This is a genomic window from Dysgonomonas sp. 25, from assembly GCF_010501075.1.
In the GTDB taxonomy this organism is placed as follows: Bacteria; Bacteroidota; Bacteroidia; order Bacteroidales; family Dysgonomonadaceae; genus Dysgonomonas.
Map to the genome: position 1 here is coordinate 123,258 of NZ_QVMN01000007.1, position 19,628 is coordinate 142,885.

Here is a 19,628-nt window from a genome sequence, read left to right on the forward strand (position 1 = left end):
CTAAAAACGGTCTATTCATTATCAGGTGTATAAGGCGGGGGCGTCTCTTGCGGCCGGCTTTGCTGCTGGATGATTATATGAGACGGTTTTTGAGGAGCTTTAGGCTCTTCATCTTCTCTATCCTCGTCGCTTATCCCTATTTTATACCAATCGATCTTGCGTGAGGCATACATCACGATAGCCAGTGCAAGGAACAATCCGACAGAACCGAATAGCAACGCCAGATTCTCTAATTGCAATACAATATACAGGAATGAATAAAGGATGGCTAAGCATCCGCCCATCATTGCTGCGTGCTTCTTCCGGCTGAATATCGTCAGCGAATAGAGCGAAACCATGGCTACGATGGCTATGGCTGATATCAGGTAAGAAAGCTCGAATCCGATGTGTTCCGACAAAGAGAGTAGGAGGGTATAGAAAATAATCAGGGCGAAGCTGACCAATACATACTGCATCGGGTGTATCCTTCTGCGGCTCAATATCTCCACCAGGAAGAAAGCGACAAACGTCAGAGCAATAAACATAATTGCATATTTTACCGCCCGCATATTCATCTGGTACTGGTTGACAGGCATGCGCAGGCTGACGCCGAAATTGGAATCGGAAAGCATCGAATTATTCTCTCCCGTCCACGCAAATACATTTGTGGTGTTATAATCGAATAAATCCCATTTCGCTGTGAAGCCATTCGTAAAATCCCTTTCTGTCGGGAATGTATTGCCGGTAAAAGATACTGTCGACCAATCCGATTGCATATTTACCTGCATCTCTTTAGCGGCAAGGGAATAGGACAAATCCTCTGTCCCGTTCAACAATAAATCGAAGCTGAAATTGATTTTTTCGTCCTTCTTTTTCTGAGCAAGGGACAAAGGTATGGTTATCCCCGAACCTGTGACTCCACCTCTCGGTACACCTGGCTGTACGGCTAATAATTCGCCGTTGACATTTAGTTCGATTCGGTTTTTGATTCCTTGCAAATCTGAAATACCAATCACTAAGTATGCTTCCTCCCAGTGCATTTTTTCATCTTTGATATGCAATTTTTCATTGTCGGGGAAAGAAAAAGAACCAGCTATCTTCATCTTGGCCTGATAGACCAATGCTTTGAACAGGCTGCGTCCCCGTTCTTCCGTTTGCAAATCGCTGTCTATAGTCATATTGTCCGGCAAAAAATAGGCATATTCGAGCTTAGGTTCGCCTTTGGGCGGCTCTTTTCCGGCCTGAATCCTGATTGAAGGCTCGTAGGGAACGACAAGTATAGGACCTGTCAACTGTTGACTTCCGCCCCATTTTTCGTTTACTTCGGCGTCTACCGTCACCTTATTGTTTTCGCGTTCCTCGATTAAGTTTTTGACCAATTGTATCGGTATCAGCATCACTATTATCATTAATGCTACAATCAGCCCTTTAATCAGAATGTTGTTTGAATTCATCATGTTTTGTTTTTTTAATGTTATTATATAAATGGTTGTTATTTGTTTTATTGAAAGAACTTTGAAATTCAAAGTGAATGTATAAAAAAAATTAGCTAAGAGGATTAATCAACTTTTCAAGTGCGTCGATATGTTCTTTAAAAAGCTTTTGTCCCAAAGGCGTTATACTGTACGATGTATTCGGTTTTCGTCCGATAAATTGTTTCTTTACCTCTATCACTTCCTCCTTCTCCAAAGCTTTTAAGTGGCTGGCAAGGTTGCCGTCGGTCACGTCCAGCAGATCCTTCATAGTGTTGAAATCGACACTATCGTTGACAGCCAGAATGGACATAATCCCCAGTCGGACACGGCTATCGAAAATCTTATTCAGACCTGAAATAATATCTGCCATTTTGTTAAGCCTTTTTCTCCGATTTATCGTATTTGATATACATGACTATACCGTATATTATATGCATCAGCCCGAAGCCTATCGACCAGAAAAGCAAGCCGTTATATACAAAGAATCCCGCTAAAAGCCCGAGGATAATTTCGCAAGCTCCCAATATTCTGATGTCGCGGTAGGTGCGTGCTCCCGCCTGTATGAGCGCCAGGCCATAGAATATCAGCATGCTGGCGGCCACCATGCGGGTAGCCCCCTGATACATAAGCAGCAGACAGAAGATGCCGCCGACAATCATCGGTATTGCAAAATCCTTTACTATCTGCCATGTAACAGGCATCCAGAATTTTGCGCCGCTCTTTCGGGCTTTCCTGAGAGAGAAGAAAAGTCCTGCTCCCCCTGCCAAAGCAATGACTGCCACAGCCAAAAGAAACAAATCGGTCACCACATCGCTTGTTATGGCATAATGTCCTTTCATCCTGCAATGTGCCGCTCCTGCGCCTGCAAGGGCTATAAGGCCTGCCGAAACACCGGAAAAACCGCTTAGCGAAAGGAATTTTGACGACCGTTCCATCATAGAACGGATATGTTTCAGATCATCTAACTTTGTATTCATCTTAATTTACTTTGAATTACAAAGTAAATAATTATCCTTTATATCCACAATAGTTTATGTAACTTTTTGTACTTAAAATAATACTTGCTGGTCAGTTGGCGCAAATCGCTACTTGTTTACCACATATATAGACTAAATGACCGATTTTTGATACTATAAAAAAGGGTTGTTTTCCTATATTTGTGCAGTTAAAAAAATATTATCAAATAAATACATTGAATACTATTATGCCACAATCAGTTACTCCTAAAAAACGGATAAGCTCCATAGATGCTGTCCGTGGATTTGCCTTGTTCGGCATCCTGATGTTCCACTGTATGGAACATTTCGACTTGATGCACACACCAACACTGGATTCTCCTTTCTGGCAGCAAGTTGATAACATTGTCGTCGAGACAATAACGTTCCTCTTTGCCGGTAAGGCCTATGCCATATTCTCCTTGCTGTTCGGGCTAAGTTTCTTTATGCAGATGGATTCGCAGGCAGATAAAGGCGTCGATTTCAGGTGGCGCTTTTTGTGGCGGTTAACGCTTCTCTTAGTATTGGGTTATCTGAACGGTCTTGTTTATATGGGCGAATTTTTTGTCGTGTATGCCCTGTTAGGCGTGTTTCTGATTCCATTGTTCAAAGTCCCCACCAAGGTATTGGTAGGCTTGTGTATTTTATTATTCCTGCAGATACCTGATATCATAATATTTGTCAAAGCATTCTCCGTTGATGGGCCGAGCGAACCGACAAGTCTGGTCGTTTATATGGATCAGCTCTATGTCGAATGTGCCGAATTGTTCCAGAAAGGCTCTTTCGCCGATGTGCTGGAATTTAATTTATGGAAAGGACAGTTTGCCAAACTGTTGTGGGTATTCAATAGTGCCCGCTATCCGCAATTGATAGGATTGTTTATTATGGGCATGCTGATTGGGCGCAGCGGTATACATAAGAGCGAAGAGAAGATGATAAAATACAGCACGAAGGCATTACCGTACGCCATTGCACTTTTTGTGTTTTTCTACGCTATTGTATTGTTACTTCCTCATTTAGGCATTGAGGGCTTTGCTCTTCGGACAGGAAGGACTCTCTTTAAAGCATACGCTAATCTGGGTATGATGGTGATGTATGTAAGCGGGCTTACTTTGCTATATTACAAAACCCGCGTGCGGAAAGTAATGGATCGCATGGCTCCCGTAGGACGCATGAGTGTTACCAATTATATGATGCAGGGATTTATTGGGGTGCCGTTGTTCTACGGTTTTGGACTGAATTGGGCTGTAGAGCTCAGTTTTCTGCAATGTATGCTTGTCGGGTTGGCTATTTATGCCGTACAGGTCGTATTTAGCAATTGGTGGATGAGCCGCCACTACTACGGGCCGATGGAATGGCTCTGGCGGATAGCTACCTGGTTCACCAAAGTGCCGCTCCGAAGACACTGATACCTCATTAAAGCCCGGATGTGATATCCGGGCTTTTTTATTATGGCATAATGTAAATTAATATTTTTTGCCTTAATATTTGTTAATATGAAAGCCTGTTCGTATCTTTACTTCTTCAAGCAATAAAAGTGATAGGGCGAAATATGTGAAAATGAAAATAAGGAAATCTATATTTTTTCTGGTATTATATAAGTAATAAGCAAAACTAAACAATGTACATTTTATGAAAACCTGTATTAAAACATTACAGGTAATTGTTGTTATTTTAACGGCAATTACGGTATCAGGCTATGCGCAAGCTCCGAAAGGTCAAAAAAAAGTTAAATTGACAAGTCTAACCTCTCTGTCTCCCGTGGTGGATTCGGTAGAAGATCCCAAAAGCCGCGTCGGGCTTGTAGTATACAACACGGAAGAAGATGCGAGCAAGCGGCTTTATCCGGCTACCCATGTCTGGGACGGAGACAGATGGATCAACCTGGATAAGTTCTGGTTATCGGCTTCCGAAGAGGAAATTATCTTTTCTTCGGGTACAAAGGACGTTATTAACCCTTATACGGTTTATCTGGCCTGGGCTCCCGAAAGTAGTATACCTGCGATAACGACCTCTCCTGTGCCGGGCTTCCCGGAGATACAGGGCTATATACCAGCCGTAAGGTTGGCGGGAGGTGTTGCACAGGAAGTTATTACCCCAAAACCTTTTGAGGTGATTGAAGTAGAGAATAATCCGTTTCTCGAAAAGGCGCTCGACTTGACCGTCACGTTGAAGAATGAACAAGGAGAAGAGAAACAGAAGCGAATTACACTCCGGCAGCTCGACCACAAAATATTAACAAAAGAGGCTGCCGAGTACATCATGGATGGACAGGAATATCAGTTCAATATTAAGTCGAATGCACGATGGGTGGCCGAAGTTATCGACCCGGACGGCTTGATAGCTTCGCCTAAAAAGTCGCTTCTCTTATCGGGCGATGCCAATTATGCCGAAGGCTATAATTTCCAGTTCCAGACGAAAGTTGAAAAAGGAGCGAATAAGACTGCTCATATTAAATTTACAAGCCCCGACAATTTGTTTGCCGAGTATACCGTAACCATCAAAGGAGTAGTGCCTACGCTGGATATTACGCCGGGCACGCTCCTGATTCCTGAAGGAGGCGTCGATACGCTGCCATTCAATATTACGAGCAACTCCTCTTTGCCTATCAGGATAGTAGAAGTCGCTTATCCTAACAGTGTAGAGAATAAGTGGATTAAAAATGCCTGGATGGATCCGGATAATGATAAACTTCTCTTTGTTTCGACTAAATCGGCCGGAAAAGCTCGGACAGCTACCGTAACGGTTACGAACGGTATTCTGACGAAGACAGTGGAACTCTCGCAGAATGATGTGGAAGGGTTTATTGTTGGCGATTATGTTGTAGCGCGCTACGATGTCGGCATAATGAACTATAACAGAGCTAGTAAGGCTTGTAGCGAAATGAGTCCGGCAGGAGCATGGCGTTTGCCATCGATGGATGAGGTGAATACTATCGCCGAAGCCATTTTGAAGGAAGACCCTAATGTCACCAACAAGTATCATTTCTCGCCGGGAGGAAACTATTGGAGTTCGTCCGTAAGCGAAGAAAGAAGTTCGTACCGTTTGATTGTCCGCTTCTCTACAGCCCAAAATACAGGGTTTGCGCAGGTTTCGAATCAATATGACAACGACGAGACTGTAACCAATCAGGTGCGTTGTATCCGGGATTTGGAATAAAATCGCGCTTGAAAAGTAATATATACGCGAACGGCTGCCTTAGATTGAAGGCAGCCGTTTGTTGGTTTGTATGGTGCATTTTATTATATATGATAATTGCTTAAACCTTTTTGCAGCGTTCAAGTCTTATTAATAACGATTAACTATTAAAAGACAAAGCCATGAAAAGTAGATTTATAACACTTGCCGTATTGGTGATTTTCGCATGCAATTTATATTCGCAGAGTGCAATAGAAGAAGAGGGATGGCATTTTGGGTTTCGCGGAGGTGTCGGGATGTCCTGGATGACAGGTCTGAACAAGGCAAAATCCGAAGGATTGCCAAATGTTGATTATTATATCTCAAGTGATTTCAAGGCGAAGCCCAAATTCTTATGGGAAATAGGTTTTTCGTTTCAATACATTAAACCTAAAGAGTATTTTATTCAGATAGATTATCTGGCATATACAGAAGGAGGGGCTAAATTGAATGGTGTCGGGAGAAAGTCAAATGATGATATTACTGCTCTCAATATGCCGTCTATGCAATTGAAATCGTATTTCGGGAAAAAGGTTGCTTTGAATTCGTCGGGATCAACGCGTTTTGTCGTTGGAGGAGATCCTTATTTAGCTTATCTTTTCCCCGGATATGGAGGCAGTTCGGATACCCATTATTACGAAGTGTACGATCCGGACTATGACTATTGGTACGAAGAAAGTTATTCGGTGGGAGGGGATAAGCCGGATGTTAATAACATCGAAATAGGAGCCAATATTTTGGCCGGAATCGAGTGTAAGGATACTCAGTTTGCATTGACTTTTGATTATGGAATAACAAAGCCGTTTAAGAATAGTCGGTTGAATAGCCGGAATATGTCTGTCAGGTTTATTATTACGACCTACATCTTCTAAAATTGAAATAAATCGTTAACTTATATTCGCAAGTTTATCTATAGTTAGTTACGAGGAAAAGTAACTCGATAAAAACGGCTAAAATAAGTAGAGCTTTGTTACTTTTTTGGGGAAAGCGTTCTTCAAAAACTTAGTGAACTTTGTGTAACATCTTTGAGACCTTCGTGGTTAAATAATAAAAAGTAACTTGACAAAAATACAACAAAACAAGTATACTTTTTGTATACTTTTTTATCCTAATTAGCTCATAATAAAGCTGATTGCAAGTGACGAAAGTAACAGCAGGGTGACACATACAATAGCTTCTTGGGAGGGGGCAGAATCAATTGCTGTATATCCCTTACAAGTCTACTACGGTGATGCCTGCCCCGCCGAACTGTACATGCTCGTCGGCAAAGTGCGAGACGGCAGGAACGGTTTTCAGGTAGTCGCGGATAATCTGGCGCAAAGCACCTGTACCCGTTCCGTGAAGGATGCGGACACGTGACATACCGACCAGAATAGCGTCGTCGATAAAATACATCACAGCCTGCAAGGCCTCTTCGCCCCGCATACCGCGTACGTCGATGTCCTGCTTGAAATTGAGCTTTTTCGCCCGCATGTCGTCGCTCACCGATGCCGAAACAGGCACGGCTTTCATCTCTTTTTTCGTCTGCGATTTGCTTACGTATTCCAATGTGTCGAGCTTGACAGTGGACTTTATCATCCCGAAGGCAACCACGGCATTGGTGCGCTGGATATCCATCACTTCGCCGATAGACGTCTGCCCTTTGATGCGGACATTGTCGCCTATTTCGATAATCTTTTTGGTTGGTTCCTTGATGCTTTCTTTCTTCGAGTGCTTTTTGACCTTGTTTATCTTATTGGCCAACTTGCCCGGTAGCTGAACATCTTTGTCGTTCAGTTCGGAACGGAAATCGCTTAACTCCTGACGGGCGTGGCGTGTTTTTTCCTTGTCGGCCTGCGTCTCCTTGATTGTCCGTATCGTATTCTCGATCTTCGCATTGGCTTCCGAAAGCAATTGCTCGGCCTCGGCTTTAGCTTGTCGGATTATTTCCTTGCGCTGCTTTTCTACCGAGAGCAGGTCGTCTTCGTAGGTGGCTGTTATCTCCTCCAGACGTTTCTCCTTTTTGCGTATATTCTGGCGTTTCTCCTCCCAATAGCGTTTGTCGCGGACAATGTCTTGCAGGTACTTATCCATATTGATATAGTCGCTTCCGACTATCTCCGAAGCATCGGCAATAACGTCTTCGGGCAAGCCGATTTTGCGGGCGATTTCGATAGCAAAAGAACTACCCGGATTACCGATAGACAGCTTAAACAACGGCTGCATCAGATGCCTGTCGTAGAGCATTGCCCCGTTGACAACCCCTTCGTGCTCGTTGGCGTAGTGTTTCAGATTCTGATAGTGCGTTGTAATCACACCAAAAGCGCCTTTCTCGTTGAAGCGTACAAGCAACGATTCGGCAATAGCGCCGCCTATTTGGGGTTCGGTTCCTCCGCCGAATTCGTCAATCAGCAAGATGGTTTTCCGGTCGCAATTGCGGACAAAAAACTTCATATTGGTCAGGTGCGAGCTGTAGGTACTCAAATCATTTTCGATAGATTGCTCGTCGCCGATGTCGAGGAACAGCTTGTCGAAGATGCCGACTATCGAGCGTTCGTCGACGGGTATCAGCATGCCGCATTGTAGCATGTATTGCAACAGCCCTACGGTTTTCAGGCAGACGGACTTTCCTCCCGCATTCGGGCCGGAGATAATCAATAATCGCTTATTGTCTTCCAGTTCGATGTCGAGCGGAACGATTTCTTTCTGCTGCTTCCGGTGCGAAAGGTAGAGTAGGGGGTGCTTGGCGTAATACCAGCGTACGATTTGCTTATCCTCCACCGTTGGCTTTATAGCCCCTATGTCCAACGCGAATAGCGCTTTAGCGCGAATGAAATCTATCTCGGCAAGGAACTCGTACGATTGCACCACTTCGGGAGCAAGCGGGCGCAGTTCATCCGTGAATGCGACTAATATGCGCACAATCTCGCGGCGTTCTTCCCCTTCCAGTTCGCGTATGCGGTTGTTGGCTTCTACCACTTCGGCAGGCTCTATAAAGACTGTTTTTCCCGAGGCCGATTCGTCGTGTACGATTCCCCGTATCTTCCGTTTGAAAGCTGGGGCTACGGGTATAACCAACCGTCCGTCGCGCATGGTGGGGGTAACGTCTTTTTCGACCAACCCTTCACTTTGCGCCGAACGTAAGATAGCATTCAGGCTTTTGGATATGCCACTGGATGTGTTGTGCATCTCGCGGCGTATGCGGTTTAGTTCGGATGAGGCATTGTCTTTTATCCGTCCGAATTTGTCGAGAATATGGTCGATTTGCCGTATCAGTTGCGGAAAGACGGCAATGTCTCCTGCCAGCGCCTGCAAATGCGGATAAGGTGAGTTTTCATCCTCTTCCTTTTTCAGGAAGGCGACAATATCGCGTATTGTTTGCAACGAGCGCCGTAAGTCGAATAAGGCGGTTTCGTCTATCCATGTCCCTTGCACATGTATGGAGCGCAAAGCGGGGCGCACATCTATGAAATAGTTGGACGGGAAGTCGTCTTCTTCCTGTATGATACGTATAAATTCGGCTGTCTGGCTAAGTTGTTCGATGATAATGGGATAGGAGGGGGAGAAAAGCATTTCCTCTACCTTCTCCTCTCCGAGCGAACTAAGGCATTTAGCTGCAGTGAGTTGTCGTATTTTGTCGAATCCTATTTTCGATTCGAAGTTATCGGGATATATCATGTATTTGTTTTTCGCTATATAATTGAATTGCAAAGATAGATAAATTACTTATGCTTATCTACTAAACAGTTTTGTATATTTGCATACCTGCTAATCAGGCTAATTTAATCAAAGAGTATGATTCTGAAATCCTTATTGATATGGGTATGCATTATACCGTTGGCTATTGTTAACGGCATTATGCGCGAACAGGTTCTTTCGCCCATAATAGGCGAAAGCTATTCCCTTCCGCTAAGTGGTATTTTGCTATCTCTGTTTATATTCCTTTTGTCGTATTTTACTATAAAATGGGTGGGCGTGAGAAATGCAGCATCCTGCCGGCTGATAGGCATAATCTGGCTATTGCTGACGATACTTTTCGAATTTGGATTCGGCATACTGGCATTGAATAAATCTTTTACAGCATTACTCGATGCCTACGACCCGACAACAGGGAATCTCTGGATATTAGTTGTCGCCGTCACATTCTTTGCACCCCGGCTGGCTGCAAAAGCGCGGAAAATAATATGATACGGGCTTATTTCAGCTGGTAAGATAATCCTACTGTTCCGTAGATGTTATTCATCTTGAATTTGATAGGATTCTCGTTCTTGTAGAAATATGGCAGAAGCCCCCATGTGAGGTTGGCATAGCAGCCAATCCGGTCTGTCAGGGAGAACTTTCCTCCACCGAACACGCCGAAATCATAGTCGCGCGAATTTTCGCTGAAGTCAAAATAAGCCTTGTCTATTTCTTGCTTCTCACCAGTCGGAGTACCGAGCCTGATATATCCGTCGGTCACGTTTCCGTCGAATGTATTAGATAGTACCTTGGCGGCATATATTCCCAGTTTTACAGACCATTTGTCGTTGAAGGTATATGTTCCGTAAATCGGGATTGTCAGATGTGTCATATCCACATTTGTCATATTCTTACCGACAAAATATCCGGTCAGCTTATTATCGCTGCCTTCTTCCACTTCTACCGTAGTATACATATATTTAACCTCGTCTTTTACGCGCATCCCTTTCCAATCGATAGTAGCACCGATACCGATACCCCATTTCTCGTTGATGTTGTAAGTTGTCATCACTCCTATCTGAGGATTGAACTTGGGGTTGTAGCTATCGATTTTCCTCACTTCCTCCGGCAAAGGTACGGGAGCAGTAGCACCAATATTAACACCTAAAACGAGATCAACATTCAGGTTTTTTCCCAGATCAAACTGGGCGCTTACTTTCGGCACAACAGCTAATAACAGGAAAAGTATTGCAATGTGGTATTTTATTTTCATCTTGTTTCTTTATTCTTTAAAGCTTTCGCATACTATTTCTACGTCGTCTATTGTCAGTTTGCTGCCGATGGCGCCTCTGTAATAGTCTCCTTCGCGGCTCGACGCAAATACGACAGCCAATTTATAATCGTAGGTATCGTAGTCTATCACAGCACCCTCTTTATAGACAAATGGTAATTCGAATTGTGTAAATTCGCTTTTCTCGCTGCCGTCTTGTAATTTGGCAACGGCAACTACATTACTTGCCGTGAAGATATTCGTTCCGTCCAATGTTTCGGACGAGCCTTTGGTGATATGGTAAAGCACCGAATAAATCGAACATTGGTCTACAGCGCCTGTTACTACGCCGTTTTTGTCGATAACGGTTTCGCCGGGGATGTATTTGTAATATCCAGTGAATTTCACGGGTTTACCGTTTTCTTTCGGATGTATTTGCCCGAACTTGGCTGTCGAAGGAAGATTGTTCCAATCGACAGTACCGAACTTACCACGGAATAAAGAGCCGGAGAAAATAGGCACATATCCGACAACCATAAAAGTTCCTCCCTGTAAAGTTTCGAGCAATGCAGCCTTATTTCCGGTATAGGCATCGGTTGTGTCGCGTGTAGGATATCTCGATACCCTCCCGAATTTGGCAGTCATGATGCCTTTGTTGGCAGAATCCCACATAATATCATCCAACGCAGGATATTTCCAGAGTGCACCGGCCATGTACCAGTCTTCGAAATCGTATTTTGTACTGAGTTGAGGAGTAACACTTACAGTATATTGTTTGCTGTATTTTCCGTCTTCGGATAGTACGGTATACGTTTGATCATGCGTGAAATCGAGTGTGTCGCCAGATGGCGGTGTGATAGTCGCTCCCGATGTAAGATCAAAGACAGGCGCTATTTTTTTGTAGTCCACTTCATCATTCGAAACAACCAACTGTATTCTATTCTCTGTTATCGATGATGCGATCAAAGGATCTTCACCTAATCCGATACTTAAAATATCGGCTTCTCTGTTCAATGGTTCATCTTTTATGCAGGACGGTAAAAAAGGTATGATTATTGCAATCAGAAATGATAGTTTTTTGTTCATAGTTTATGCTTTTAGTCGTATGATTTGGCAAAGGTACATATTTATTATTATCAGTAGATATATGATATAATATTTTATTAACAAATCTCACTCTTCTGCTTCTAAAATGCTATCGAAAAGGTTTTCATATTTCAAGAAAAATAGCGAAATTTGTTGCGCTTATGAAAAAATATATATTCTTATTTTTCATTTTCATATTATTCTCCGGCTGTAGGTTTGGAAGCAGGGCTTACGAACCGAGCGAGGATACCAATACTATCATGAGCGAATATCCTTGGTATCTGGATATGGATACTTTGACGATGGAGCAGGCCAATACGATTTTTGCAAGTATGGAGGCCGACACGGATCTCAATATTGATCTCTCGAAAGTGGTAATAGATGCCCCTAAAGTGAAGATTCAGTATTTCTATAAGTCGTTTCTTACAAAAGAATCGTTTATACTGAAAGCCGATAATGGCGAAAATTTTACGGCACGAGAGATATTGTTTAAAATAAACGAGAAAACATCTAAGAACCTCAAAGGGCATGACCATGTCTTTTTCGAAGGCTTGGGATTCTTGGGATATGAGGGCGATATGCCTGTTTATGAAATACATCAGGGCAGTTGATAATGAATTCACTAAATATTATATAAATAAAATTAATTGAACCAACATGACAAAAAGTGCATTACAAGTAGCCCGTGCGGCTTACAAACCTAAAATGCCGAAAGCATTGTACGGCAATGTAAAAATCGAAGAGGGTGCTCCTACACAATCGGTAGCCAATCAGGACGAAGTGAAAAAGCTATTCCCTAACACATACGGAATGCCTACACTCAGATTTGTAGAATCGTCTGAAAAAGTGAACCTCCCTGCTATCAATGTAGGTGTTATCCTTTCGGGCGGACAAGCACCGGGCGGACATAATGTGATTGCCGGAATTTTCGACGGTATCAAAAACCTGAATGCAGGAAGTAAAGTTTACGGATTCCTTATGGGACCGGGCGGATTGGTTGACCACAAATATCAGGAACTCACAGCCGACATCATCGACGAGTACCGCAATACAGGTGGTTTCGATATGATCGGTTCGGGACGTACAAAACTCGAAACAAAAGAACAATTTGATAAAGGTCTCGAAATCCTTAAAAAATTAGATATCAAAGCCTTGGTTATTATCGGTGGCGACGACTCCAATACAAATGCCTGTGTGTTAGCTGAATATTATGCAGCTATCAATGCCGGTGTTCAGGTGATTGGTTGTCCTAAAACAATCGATGGTGACTTGAAGAACGAAATGATTGAAACTTCGTTCGGATTCGATACAGCATGTAAAGTATATTCCGAAGTTATCGGAAATATCGAACGCGACTGTAACTCGGCACGTAAATACTGGCACTTCATCAAATTGATGGGACGTTCGGCATCGCATATTGCTTTGGAATGTGCTTTGCAGGTACAACCAAACATCTGCCTTATCTCGGAAGAGGTAGAAGCGAAAAAACTTTCGTTGGATGACATTGTAACAGATATCGCTAACGCAGTTGCTAAACGTGCTGCAAACGGAAACAACTTCGGTACAGTGCTTATCCCTGAAGGATTGATCGAATTTATCCCTGCCATGAAAGCGTTGATTGCCGAATTGAACGACTATCTGGCGCATCATCAGGAAGAATTTAATGCAGTACCTAAAGCAGAGCAATTGGCATACATCAAGAAAAACCTTTCTGCCGAAAATGCAGCTGTATTTGCCAGCCTTCCGGAAGGTGTTGCCCGCCAGCTGACACTCGACCGCGACCCACACGGAAACGTACAGGTATCGCTTATCGAAACTGAAAAATTATTGGCCGAAATGGTAGGAAATAAGCTTGCCGAAATGAAGAAAGCAGGACAATATAACGGTAAATTTGCTTCGCAGGTACACTTCTTCGGATACGAAGGACGTTGTGCTGCCCCTTCGAACTACGATGCCGACTATTGCTACTCATTGGGTTATACAGCATCTGTTCTTATCGGTGCAGGCAAGACAGGATATATGTCATCTGTTCGCAATACGACAGCTCCTGCTGCCGAGTGGGTTGCAGGTGGTATTCCTATCACCATGATGATGAACATGGAACGCCGTCATGGCGAAATGAAGCCGGTTATCCGTAAAGCACTTGTGGAATTGGACGGCGCGCCATTCAAATATTTCGCAGCTAACCGCGACAAATGGGCGGTAGGAACGGAATATGTATATCCGGGACCTATCCAGTACTTCGGGCCTACTGAAGTATGCGATCAGCCTACTATCACGTTGAAGTTGGAGCAAGGAAAATAATCTTCTCCATAAAAATATTAGTCCCTCCCTTAAATATTTTAAGGGAGGGATTGTTTTTATATTTATATTTGCTTTTCTATTAATCTTGAGAGCTTTATTTGATTAACAACCTAAATGAATATTCTATGAAAAAATTATGTTACATGGCTATTGTAGCCCTCTCTGTCCTGTTATTAAGCAGTTGTACCTATCGCATAGTAGACTTTACGATTATTTCAACAAAAAACTTCGATTTGTCGAGAGCCGGATCCTTCTATAAGGGTACAAACAGAATAGAAGGCGAGGATAAGAAGTATATCATTATTATCATCCCTACCGGTATTCCGAATATGAAAACAGCTATAGATAACACTATCGAAAAATGCCCGGGAGCGGTTGCCCTGGTCGATGGCGTTGTATATTCTAAATCGTGGTGGTTCCTGCTTTATGGCGAAGAATCTTACATCGTAGAGGGAACTCCGCTGATCGACCCTCAATTGGCAGGAAACGAAGAATTGCCGGACTTTATGTATATGGAACTCGACAAGCAAGGAAACGTAAAAAAACAACAAGAACTTTCGGAGCAGGAATATCTGACATTGAGAACCAAACTCATAAAATCGGATAATAAAAAGCCGCTGGAAGAATTAAATTGATAACAACCAAGAGATTAATAGACATAAATGAGAGACTGCCCTTGACATCAGGGGTAGTCTCGTTGCTTGTATTATGATGATAAATGATCTTAATAAAATTTAATTGATTCATAGGCTCGTGAAATGCATTGTATTTTTGTGAGCAGGCAAAAGTAAGCAAGCGAAAGGGCATTTTCAACTTAACAATTAATCCGGGTTAGAATTTAAGAGCAAAAGGCTATTGAAAAATAGGCCAAAATCTTGTTTCGTCGCAGAAATAAGCATGTTCGTCATGTAAATAGCCTTGTTTGTCTCAAAAATTCAAACTCAATATATTAATGATTTATTTTTGCTAAGTTGTTACAATCAGTTTGTAAGCAAATATCTAATAACAAGCAATATTATATGATGAAACCACTGTTCAAAACTACTTTGCTAATCGTTTTAGCATTTATTTCAACCAATTCATTCGCACAAGTAACTATCGGATCGGAACAACCTCCGGCTATAGGAACATTGCTCGACCTGAAGACTGAGTCGGACGGAACATCTACCAAAGGCTTAGGAATGCCTCGTGTCAAGCTGATCAAAAGAGCCGATGCGGATATCTCTCTGACTATCGAAGGAGTTGCAGCAAATGAATATACGGGCGATCATACCGGATTACTCGTATATAATGCCGTAAGCCCTTCCGAAGCCATATGTGCGGATATTGCGTCCGGATTGTATGTTTGGGATGGAGGACAATGGCAGCCGTTAGCTTCCGGTGGTGTCAAGGTTTTCACAGATCCGCGCGATGGTGAAGAATATAAATATGCCAACTTCGGTTCGGCGGGAGACTGGATGATCGAAAATCTGCGGGCTACTACCTATGCGCAGGGAGGTACTCCTCCGTTGCTATCTACATGGAGAAAGGCAGGTGAACCGGGAGGCTCTTTCTATAAGCGTTACTGCTATCCTGTGCCTGATCCCCTTCCTAATCCATTGCCGGATGGCGCGACAGGAGCAACCGACGGAACGGATGATACCTATTTCAAATTACAGCGTTCGATGGGGCTTTTCTATACGCAGGGAGCGGCCTTGAATATTGTGAATTACGACGAAACAATCAGTCCGGGAGAGATTGTCGATAATATGTTTGCTGCAGCAGAATATGAAGGTGGAGCGAACGAGCTTGCTGTTGGCTATCAGGGTATTTGTCCTGCAGGATGGCATTTGCCGAGTGATGTGGAATGGAACCGGTTGGAACAGGAAATCTATAATAATCCCGAAAAATACAGTTCATATACTTCTGCCGATTTGCCTTTCAGCCCATCGGCATGGGATACCAACTGGAATACCAGTATGTCGAACGACCGGGGCTCTTCGGCTGCTGCGGGTCATGCCAAAGCCATGATGAGCCAATGCGAAACATTATATTCTACACATTCGTTCGTAGGAAAAAGCAAAGGTGTGCAGCAAGGGGGCTTTAATGCTTTGCCGTTAGGTTTTTATTCGGCATTTAGTGGAATTCCTTATAATTATGGAGGGACTGTTTATTTTTGGACTGGAATAAGGGATTTCGGGGGTGGTAATGCCAGAGTGATCGACTCACCATATCAAGTGATAAGTAGAGATGCGGGTGTGAAACCTTTCGAAATGTTGCCTGTCCGTTGTAAGAAGAATTAAGACTGGCTCATAAAATAGATACACAGCCTCCGAAGTTTTCGGGGGCTGCATTGTATTGGTATTTATCGTATCTTTGTAGCCTATATTGTGAGAGATTAAATGATAGACAATTCTATATTCGAGAATAAGCGTGCAGCCTATCTGACATTGGGCTGTAAGCTCAATTTTGCCGAAACGTCGGCACTGGGCAAGCAATTGGCCGCAGTGGGCGTCCGCAAGGCGCGCAAAGGCGAAGTGGCCGATATATGTGTGGTCAATACCTGTTCGGTGACCGAACTGGCAGATAAAAAATGCCGTCAATCGGTGCGTAAGCTGATAAAAGACCATCCCGGAGCTTTTGTGATTGTTACCGGATGCTATGCTCAATTGAAGCCGGAAGATATAGCGGCCATCGAAGGTGTAGACTTAGTTTTGGGTTCGGAGCAGAAGCTGGATGTTATTGCCTATTTGGACGAACTGAAGAAAAAAGATAAGGGCGTAATCTATACGACCCAGACGAAAGATATAAAAACCTTTGTGCCATCCTGTTCCGAAGACGACCGCACGCGCTACTTCCTGAAAGTGCAGGACGGTTGCGACTATTATTGCTCCTATTGCACCATCCCTTTTGCCCGTGGGCGAAGCCGTAACGGGACAATCGAGAGCTTGGTGGATCAGGCAAAAGAAGTGGCAGCCAAAGGCGGCAAGGAAATTGTGCTGACGGGTGTCAACATCGGAGACTTTGGGAAGACCACCGGCGAAACATTCTTCGACTTGGTGAAACGCTTGGACGAGGTAGAAGGTATCGAACGCTTCCGCATCTCTTCCATCGAGCCGAACCTGCTCACAGATGAGATAATAGAATTTGTTTCCGCCTCGAAACGCTTTGCTCCGCACTTCCATATCCCGTTGCAGTCGGGCTCGGATGATGTTCTGAAGCTGATGCGCCGCAAATATGATACGGCTTTGTTTCGTCATAAGATAGAGACGATAAAGCGTGTGATGCCGCATGCCTTTATCGGGGTAGACGTGATTGTCGGTACACGGGGCGAAACGGACGGGTATTTCGAAGATGCCCGCCGGTTCACCGATAGCCTCGACCTATCGCAACTGCATGTATTTACCTATTCCGAACGCCCGAATACGCAGGCGCTCAAAATAGATCATGAAGTTGATCCCAAAACGAAGCACAACCGTTGCCGGGCGTTGCTGGATATCTCCGACCGCAAGTTGCGGGCTTTTTACGAGGCGCAGCAAGGAAAAACAGCCAAAGTGCTGTTCGAACATACACAGCACGACGGAATGATGTATGGCTTTACGGAGAATTATGTGAAAGTGGGGATGCCTTACGACGAAGCGCTGGTTAATAATATTACGGATGTTCGTCTGGGCGAGTTCAACGAATCCGATTCAACCCTAAAAGTTGAGAAGTTATGAATAAAGTAGTTTACTATATCTTCTACATCTGGATGTTTCTGCATGCCCTTTTGCCGTTGGGTGTGTTGTATATCCTTTCGGATGTCTTGTATCTGCTTGTTTATAAGACAATAGGCTACCGCCTGAAAGTAGTACGCCTGAACCTGAAAAATGCTTTCCCCGAGAAATCGGAGGAGGAACGGCGCAAGATAGAAAAAGACTTTTACCATCACTTCTGCGACTATTTCGTCGAGACGATAAAGCTATTCCACATCAGCGACAAAGAGATGCAAAAGCGTATGCGTTTCGAGAATATGGAGCAAGTCGAACGTATCTCGCAGGCAGGTAATTCTATCCTGATGTTTCTGGGGCACTATGGCAACTGGGAATGGGTGCCGTCTATCAACCTTTGCAAAGAAAACGGAAAGATGCGACTGGGGCAGATATACCGCCCATTGAAAAACAAGGCATTCGATGATTTATTCCTGAAGTTGCGCAGCCGTTTCGGTTCGTTCGGTATCGCTAAGAATAATACTTTGCGGGAGATTATCCGCCTCAAAAAGGAGAATATCCAGACGATGATAGGCTTTATGTCCGACCAGACGCCGTCGCTCAATAATATCCATTACTGGACGAACTTTATGAATCAGGATACACCTGTTTATACAGGAGTGGAACGTATTGCCAAGAAAACAGGCTTTGCAGTTGCTTATTTAGATGTGCAGAAGGTGAAGCGGGGCTATTATACAGCATCCGTGCGCCTGATAAGCGATAATCCGCAGGCCGAACCCGAAAATGCTATAACGGAGCGTTATATACGCGAGATGGAAAAGACGATTATGCGCAATCCTGCTTATTGGCTGTGGACACATAAACGCTGGAAGTGGACACGCGAGAAGGTAGCGGCAAAATTAGCTGAACAACATAAAAAATGAAACGCACGGCAATTGTCATATTAAACTGGAATGGCGAGCAGTTGCTCGACTGCTTTCTACCGTCGGTGCTGGACAATACACCGTCGGAAGTAGCCGATGTGATTGTTGCCGACAATAACTCGACTGATAATTCCATTCAATTGCTCGAAACGAAATATCCGCAGGTTCGGGTAATCCGTCTGGCGGAAAACTATGGATATGCCGGTGGCTATAACAAAGCTCTGGAACAGGTGAAAGCCGATTATTTCCTCCTGCTCAATTCGGATGTGGAGGTGACACAAGGCTGGATTGAGCCATTGATCGAATGTTTGGACAAGCATGCCGATGTTGTTGCCGTTCAGCCGAAGATAAAGGCTTATCGCAATAAATCACTTTTCGAATATGCAGGTGCTGCCGGAGGGTTTATCGACCGTTTGGGCTATCCTTTTTGCCGTGGGCGTATTTTCGGCACGGTAGAGGAGGACAGAGGGCAATACGATACGGCACACGATGTTTTCTGGACGTCGGGGGCATGTATGCTTATTCGTTCGAAGGATTTTTTTGAGGCGGGAGGCTTCGATGCTTCTTTCTTCGCCCACATGGAGGAAATAGACTTGTGTTGGCGGCTGAATGCGCGTGACAGGCGATTGTGCTGCCTTCCACAGTCGGTTGTTTATCATATCGGTGGCGCTACGCTGGATGAGGAAAGTCCCCGCAAAACTTACCTGAATTTCCGCAATAACTTGTTGATGTTATACAAAAATCTGCCGGAGGAATCGTTTAAGAAAGTCCTGCGCGAACGCCATTTGTACGATTGGCTGGCGGCTCTTCGTTTTGTCTTGTCGGGTAAGTTCGGTCAGGTAAAGGCTATCCGCAAGGCACGGAAAGACTTCAATAAGATGAAAGCGGAATATGCGGCCGTCCGCTCGCAGAATTTGTCGCTGACAACATGCGCGACGATTAACACTATTTACCCCCGCAACCTGATAAAAGAATACTATCTCTCCGGCCGGAAATTATTCTCTCAACTCACGGGTTTTTGATAATTTAAGAGAAAACATACAACCAAAAACGATTATTCTTGTATATTTGGC

General features: G+C 43.9%; 17 protein-coding genes. 11 read left to right on the forward strand and 6 right to left on the reverse strand.

Going from position 1 to position 19,628, the window contains the following annotated elements; genetic code table 11:
• Positions 1-11: 11 nt before the first annotated feature.
• From creD to D0T66_RS11820, 3 genes are all read right to left on the reverse strand, one after another.
• Positions 12-1,436: a cell envelope integrity protein CreD gene (gene creD, locus D0T66_RS11810; RefSeq protein WP_163357504.1), complete on the reverse strand. Its 1,425-nt coding sequence runs from the start codon at positions 1,434-1,436 to the stop codon at positions 12-14.
• Between the two features lie 88 nt (positions 1,437-1,524).
• Positions 1,525-1,824: a transcriptional regulator gene (locus D0T66_RS11815; RefSeq protein WP_163357505.1), complete on the reverse strand. Its 300-nt coding sequence runs from the start codon at positions 1,822-1,824 to the stop codon at positions 1,525-1,527.
• Positions 1,825-1,828: 4 nt separating this feature from the next.
• On the reverse strand, positions 1,829-2,431 hold the full coding sequence (locus D0T66_RS11820) for a hypothetical protein (RefSeq protein ID WP_163357506.1): 603 nt from the start codon (positions 2,429-2,431) through the stop codon (positions 1,829-1,831).
• Between the two features lie 227 nt (positions 2,432-2,658).
• Here D0T66_RS11820 and D0T66_RS11825 point away from each other — a divergent pair, with 227 nt between their 5' ends.
• The 3 genes from D0T66_RS11825 (at position 2,659) to D0T66_RS11835 (ending at position 6,498) form a co-directional block, all read left to right on the forward strand.
• A complete protein-coding gene (locus D0T66_RS11825) occupies positions 2,659-3,858 on the forward strand; it encodes a DUF418 domain-containing protein (protein WP_163357507.1) in 1,200 nt (399 codons plus the stop codon).
• A 223-nt stretch (positions 3,859-4,081) separates the two neighbouring features.
• Positions 4,082-5,608 (forward strand): hypothetical protein, encoded by a 1,527-nt coding sequence (locus D0T66_RS11830; RefSeq protein WP_163357508.1) that lies wholly within the window; start codon positions 4,082-4,084, stop codon positions 5,606-5,608.
• Between the two features lie 161 nt (positions 5,609-5,769).
• Complete coding sequence (locus D0T66_RS11835) at positions 5,770-6,498, forward strand: hypothetical protein (protein WP_163357509.1); 729 nt, start codon at positions 5,770-5,772, stop codon at positions 6,496-6,498.
• A gap of 340 nt (positions 6,499-6,838) precedes the next feature.
• On the opposite strand, the gene D0T66_RS11840 is transcribed toward D0T66_RS11835, so the two are convergent.
• Positions 6,839-9,283 (reverse strand): endonuclease MutS2, encoded by a 2,445-nt coding sequence (locus tag D0T66_RS11840; RefSeq protein ID WP_163357510.1) that lies wholly within the window; start codon positions 9,281-9,283, stop codon positions 6,839-6,841.
• A 117-nt stretch (positions 9,284-9,400) separates the two neighbouring features.
• Between D0T66_RS11840 and D0T66_RS11845 the strand changes: the two genes are divergently transcribed.
• Positions 9,401-9,793, forward strand: a complete 393-nt coding sequence (locus D0T66_RS11845; RefSeq protein WP_163357511.1) for a hypothetical protein — start codon at positions 9,401-9,403, stop codon at positions 9,791-9,793.
• 7 nt (positions 9,794-9,800) lie between these two features.
• Here D0T66_RS11845 and D0T66_RS11850 read toward each other — a convergent pair whose 3' ends face one another.
• Both D0T66_RS11850 and D0T66_RS11855 read right to left on the reverse strand, forming a co-directional pair.
• Complete coding sequence (locus D0T66_RS11850; protein ID WP_163357512.1) at positions 9,801-10,556, reverse strand: porin family protein; 756 nt, start codon at positions 10,554-10,556, stop codon at positions 9,801-9,803.
• 9 nt (positions 10,557-10,565) lie between these two features.
• Positions 10,566-11,639 (reverse strand): PCMD domain-containing protein, encoded by a 1,074-nt coding sequence (locus tag D0T66_RS11855; protein WP_163357513.1) that lies wholly within the window; start codon positions 11,637-11,639, stop codon positions 10,566-10,568.
• A 161-nt stretch (positions 11,640-11,800) separates the two neighbouring features.
• On the opposite strand from D0T66_RS11855, the gene D0T66_RS11860 reads away from it, so the two are divergent.
• The 7 genes from D0T66_RS11860 (at position 11,801) to D0T66_RS11890 (ending at position 19,577) form a co-directional block, all read left to right on the forward strand.
• Positions 11,801-12,250 (forward strand): hypothetical protein, encoded by a 450-nt coding sequence (locus D0T66_RS11860; RefSeq protein ID WP_163357514.1) that lies wholly within the window; start codon positions 11,801-11,803, stop codon positions 12,248-12,250.
• A 46-nt stretch (positions 12,251-12,296) separates the two neighbouring features.
• Positions 12,297-13,943: a diphosphate--fructose-6-phosphate 1-phosphotransferase gene (locus D0T66_RS11865; RefSeq protein ID WP_163357515.1), complete on the forward strand. Its 1,647-nt coding sequence runs from the start codon at positions 12,297-12,299 to the stop codon at positions 13,941-13,943.
• Between the two features lie 125 nt (positions 13,944-14,068).
• Positions 14,069-14,578, forward strand: a complete 510-nt coding sequence (locus tag D0T66_RS11870; RefSeq protein ID WP_221412219.1) for a hypothetical protein — start codon at positions 14,069-14,071, stop codon at positions 14,576-14,578.
• A 384-nt stretch (positions 14,579-14,962) separates the two neighbouring features.
• Positions 14,963-16,225, forward strand: a complete 1,263-nt coding sequence (locus D0T66_RS11875; RefSeq protein WP_163357516.1) for an FISUMP domain-containing protein — start codon at positions 14,963-14,965, stop codon at positions 16,223-16,225.
• 99 nt (positions 16,226-16,324) lie between these two features.
• A complete protein-coding gene (mtaB, locus tag D0T66_RS11880) occupies positions 16,325-17,641 on the forward strand; it encodes a tRNA (N(6)-L-threonylcarbamoyladenosine(37)-C(2))-methylthiotransferase MtaB (protein WP_163357517.1) in 1,317 nt (438 codons plus the stop codon).
• Positions 17,638-18,555: a lysophospholipid acyltransferase family protein gene (locus tag D0T66_RS11885; protein WP_163357518.1), complete on the forward strand. Its 918-nt coding sequence runs from the start codon at positions 17,638-17,640 to the stop codon at positions 18,553-18,555. Before mtaB ends, D0T66_RS11885 begins: the two co-directional genes overlap by 4 nt.
• Positions 18,552-19,577 (forward strand): glycosyltransferase family 2 protein, encoded by a 1,026-nt coding sequence (locus tag D0T66_RS11890; RefSeq protein WP_163357519.1) that lies wholly within the window; start codon positions 18,552-18,554, stop codon positions 19,575-19,577. Before D0T66_RS11885 ends, D0T66_RS11890 begins: the two co-directional genes overlap by 4 nt.
• Positions 19,578-19,628: the final 51 nt, after the last annotated feature.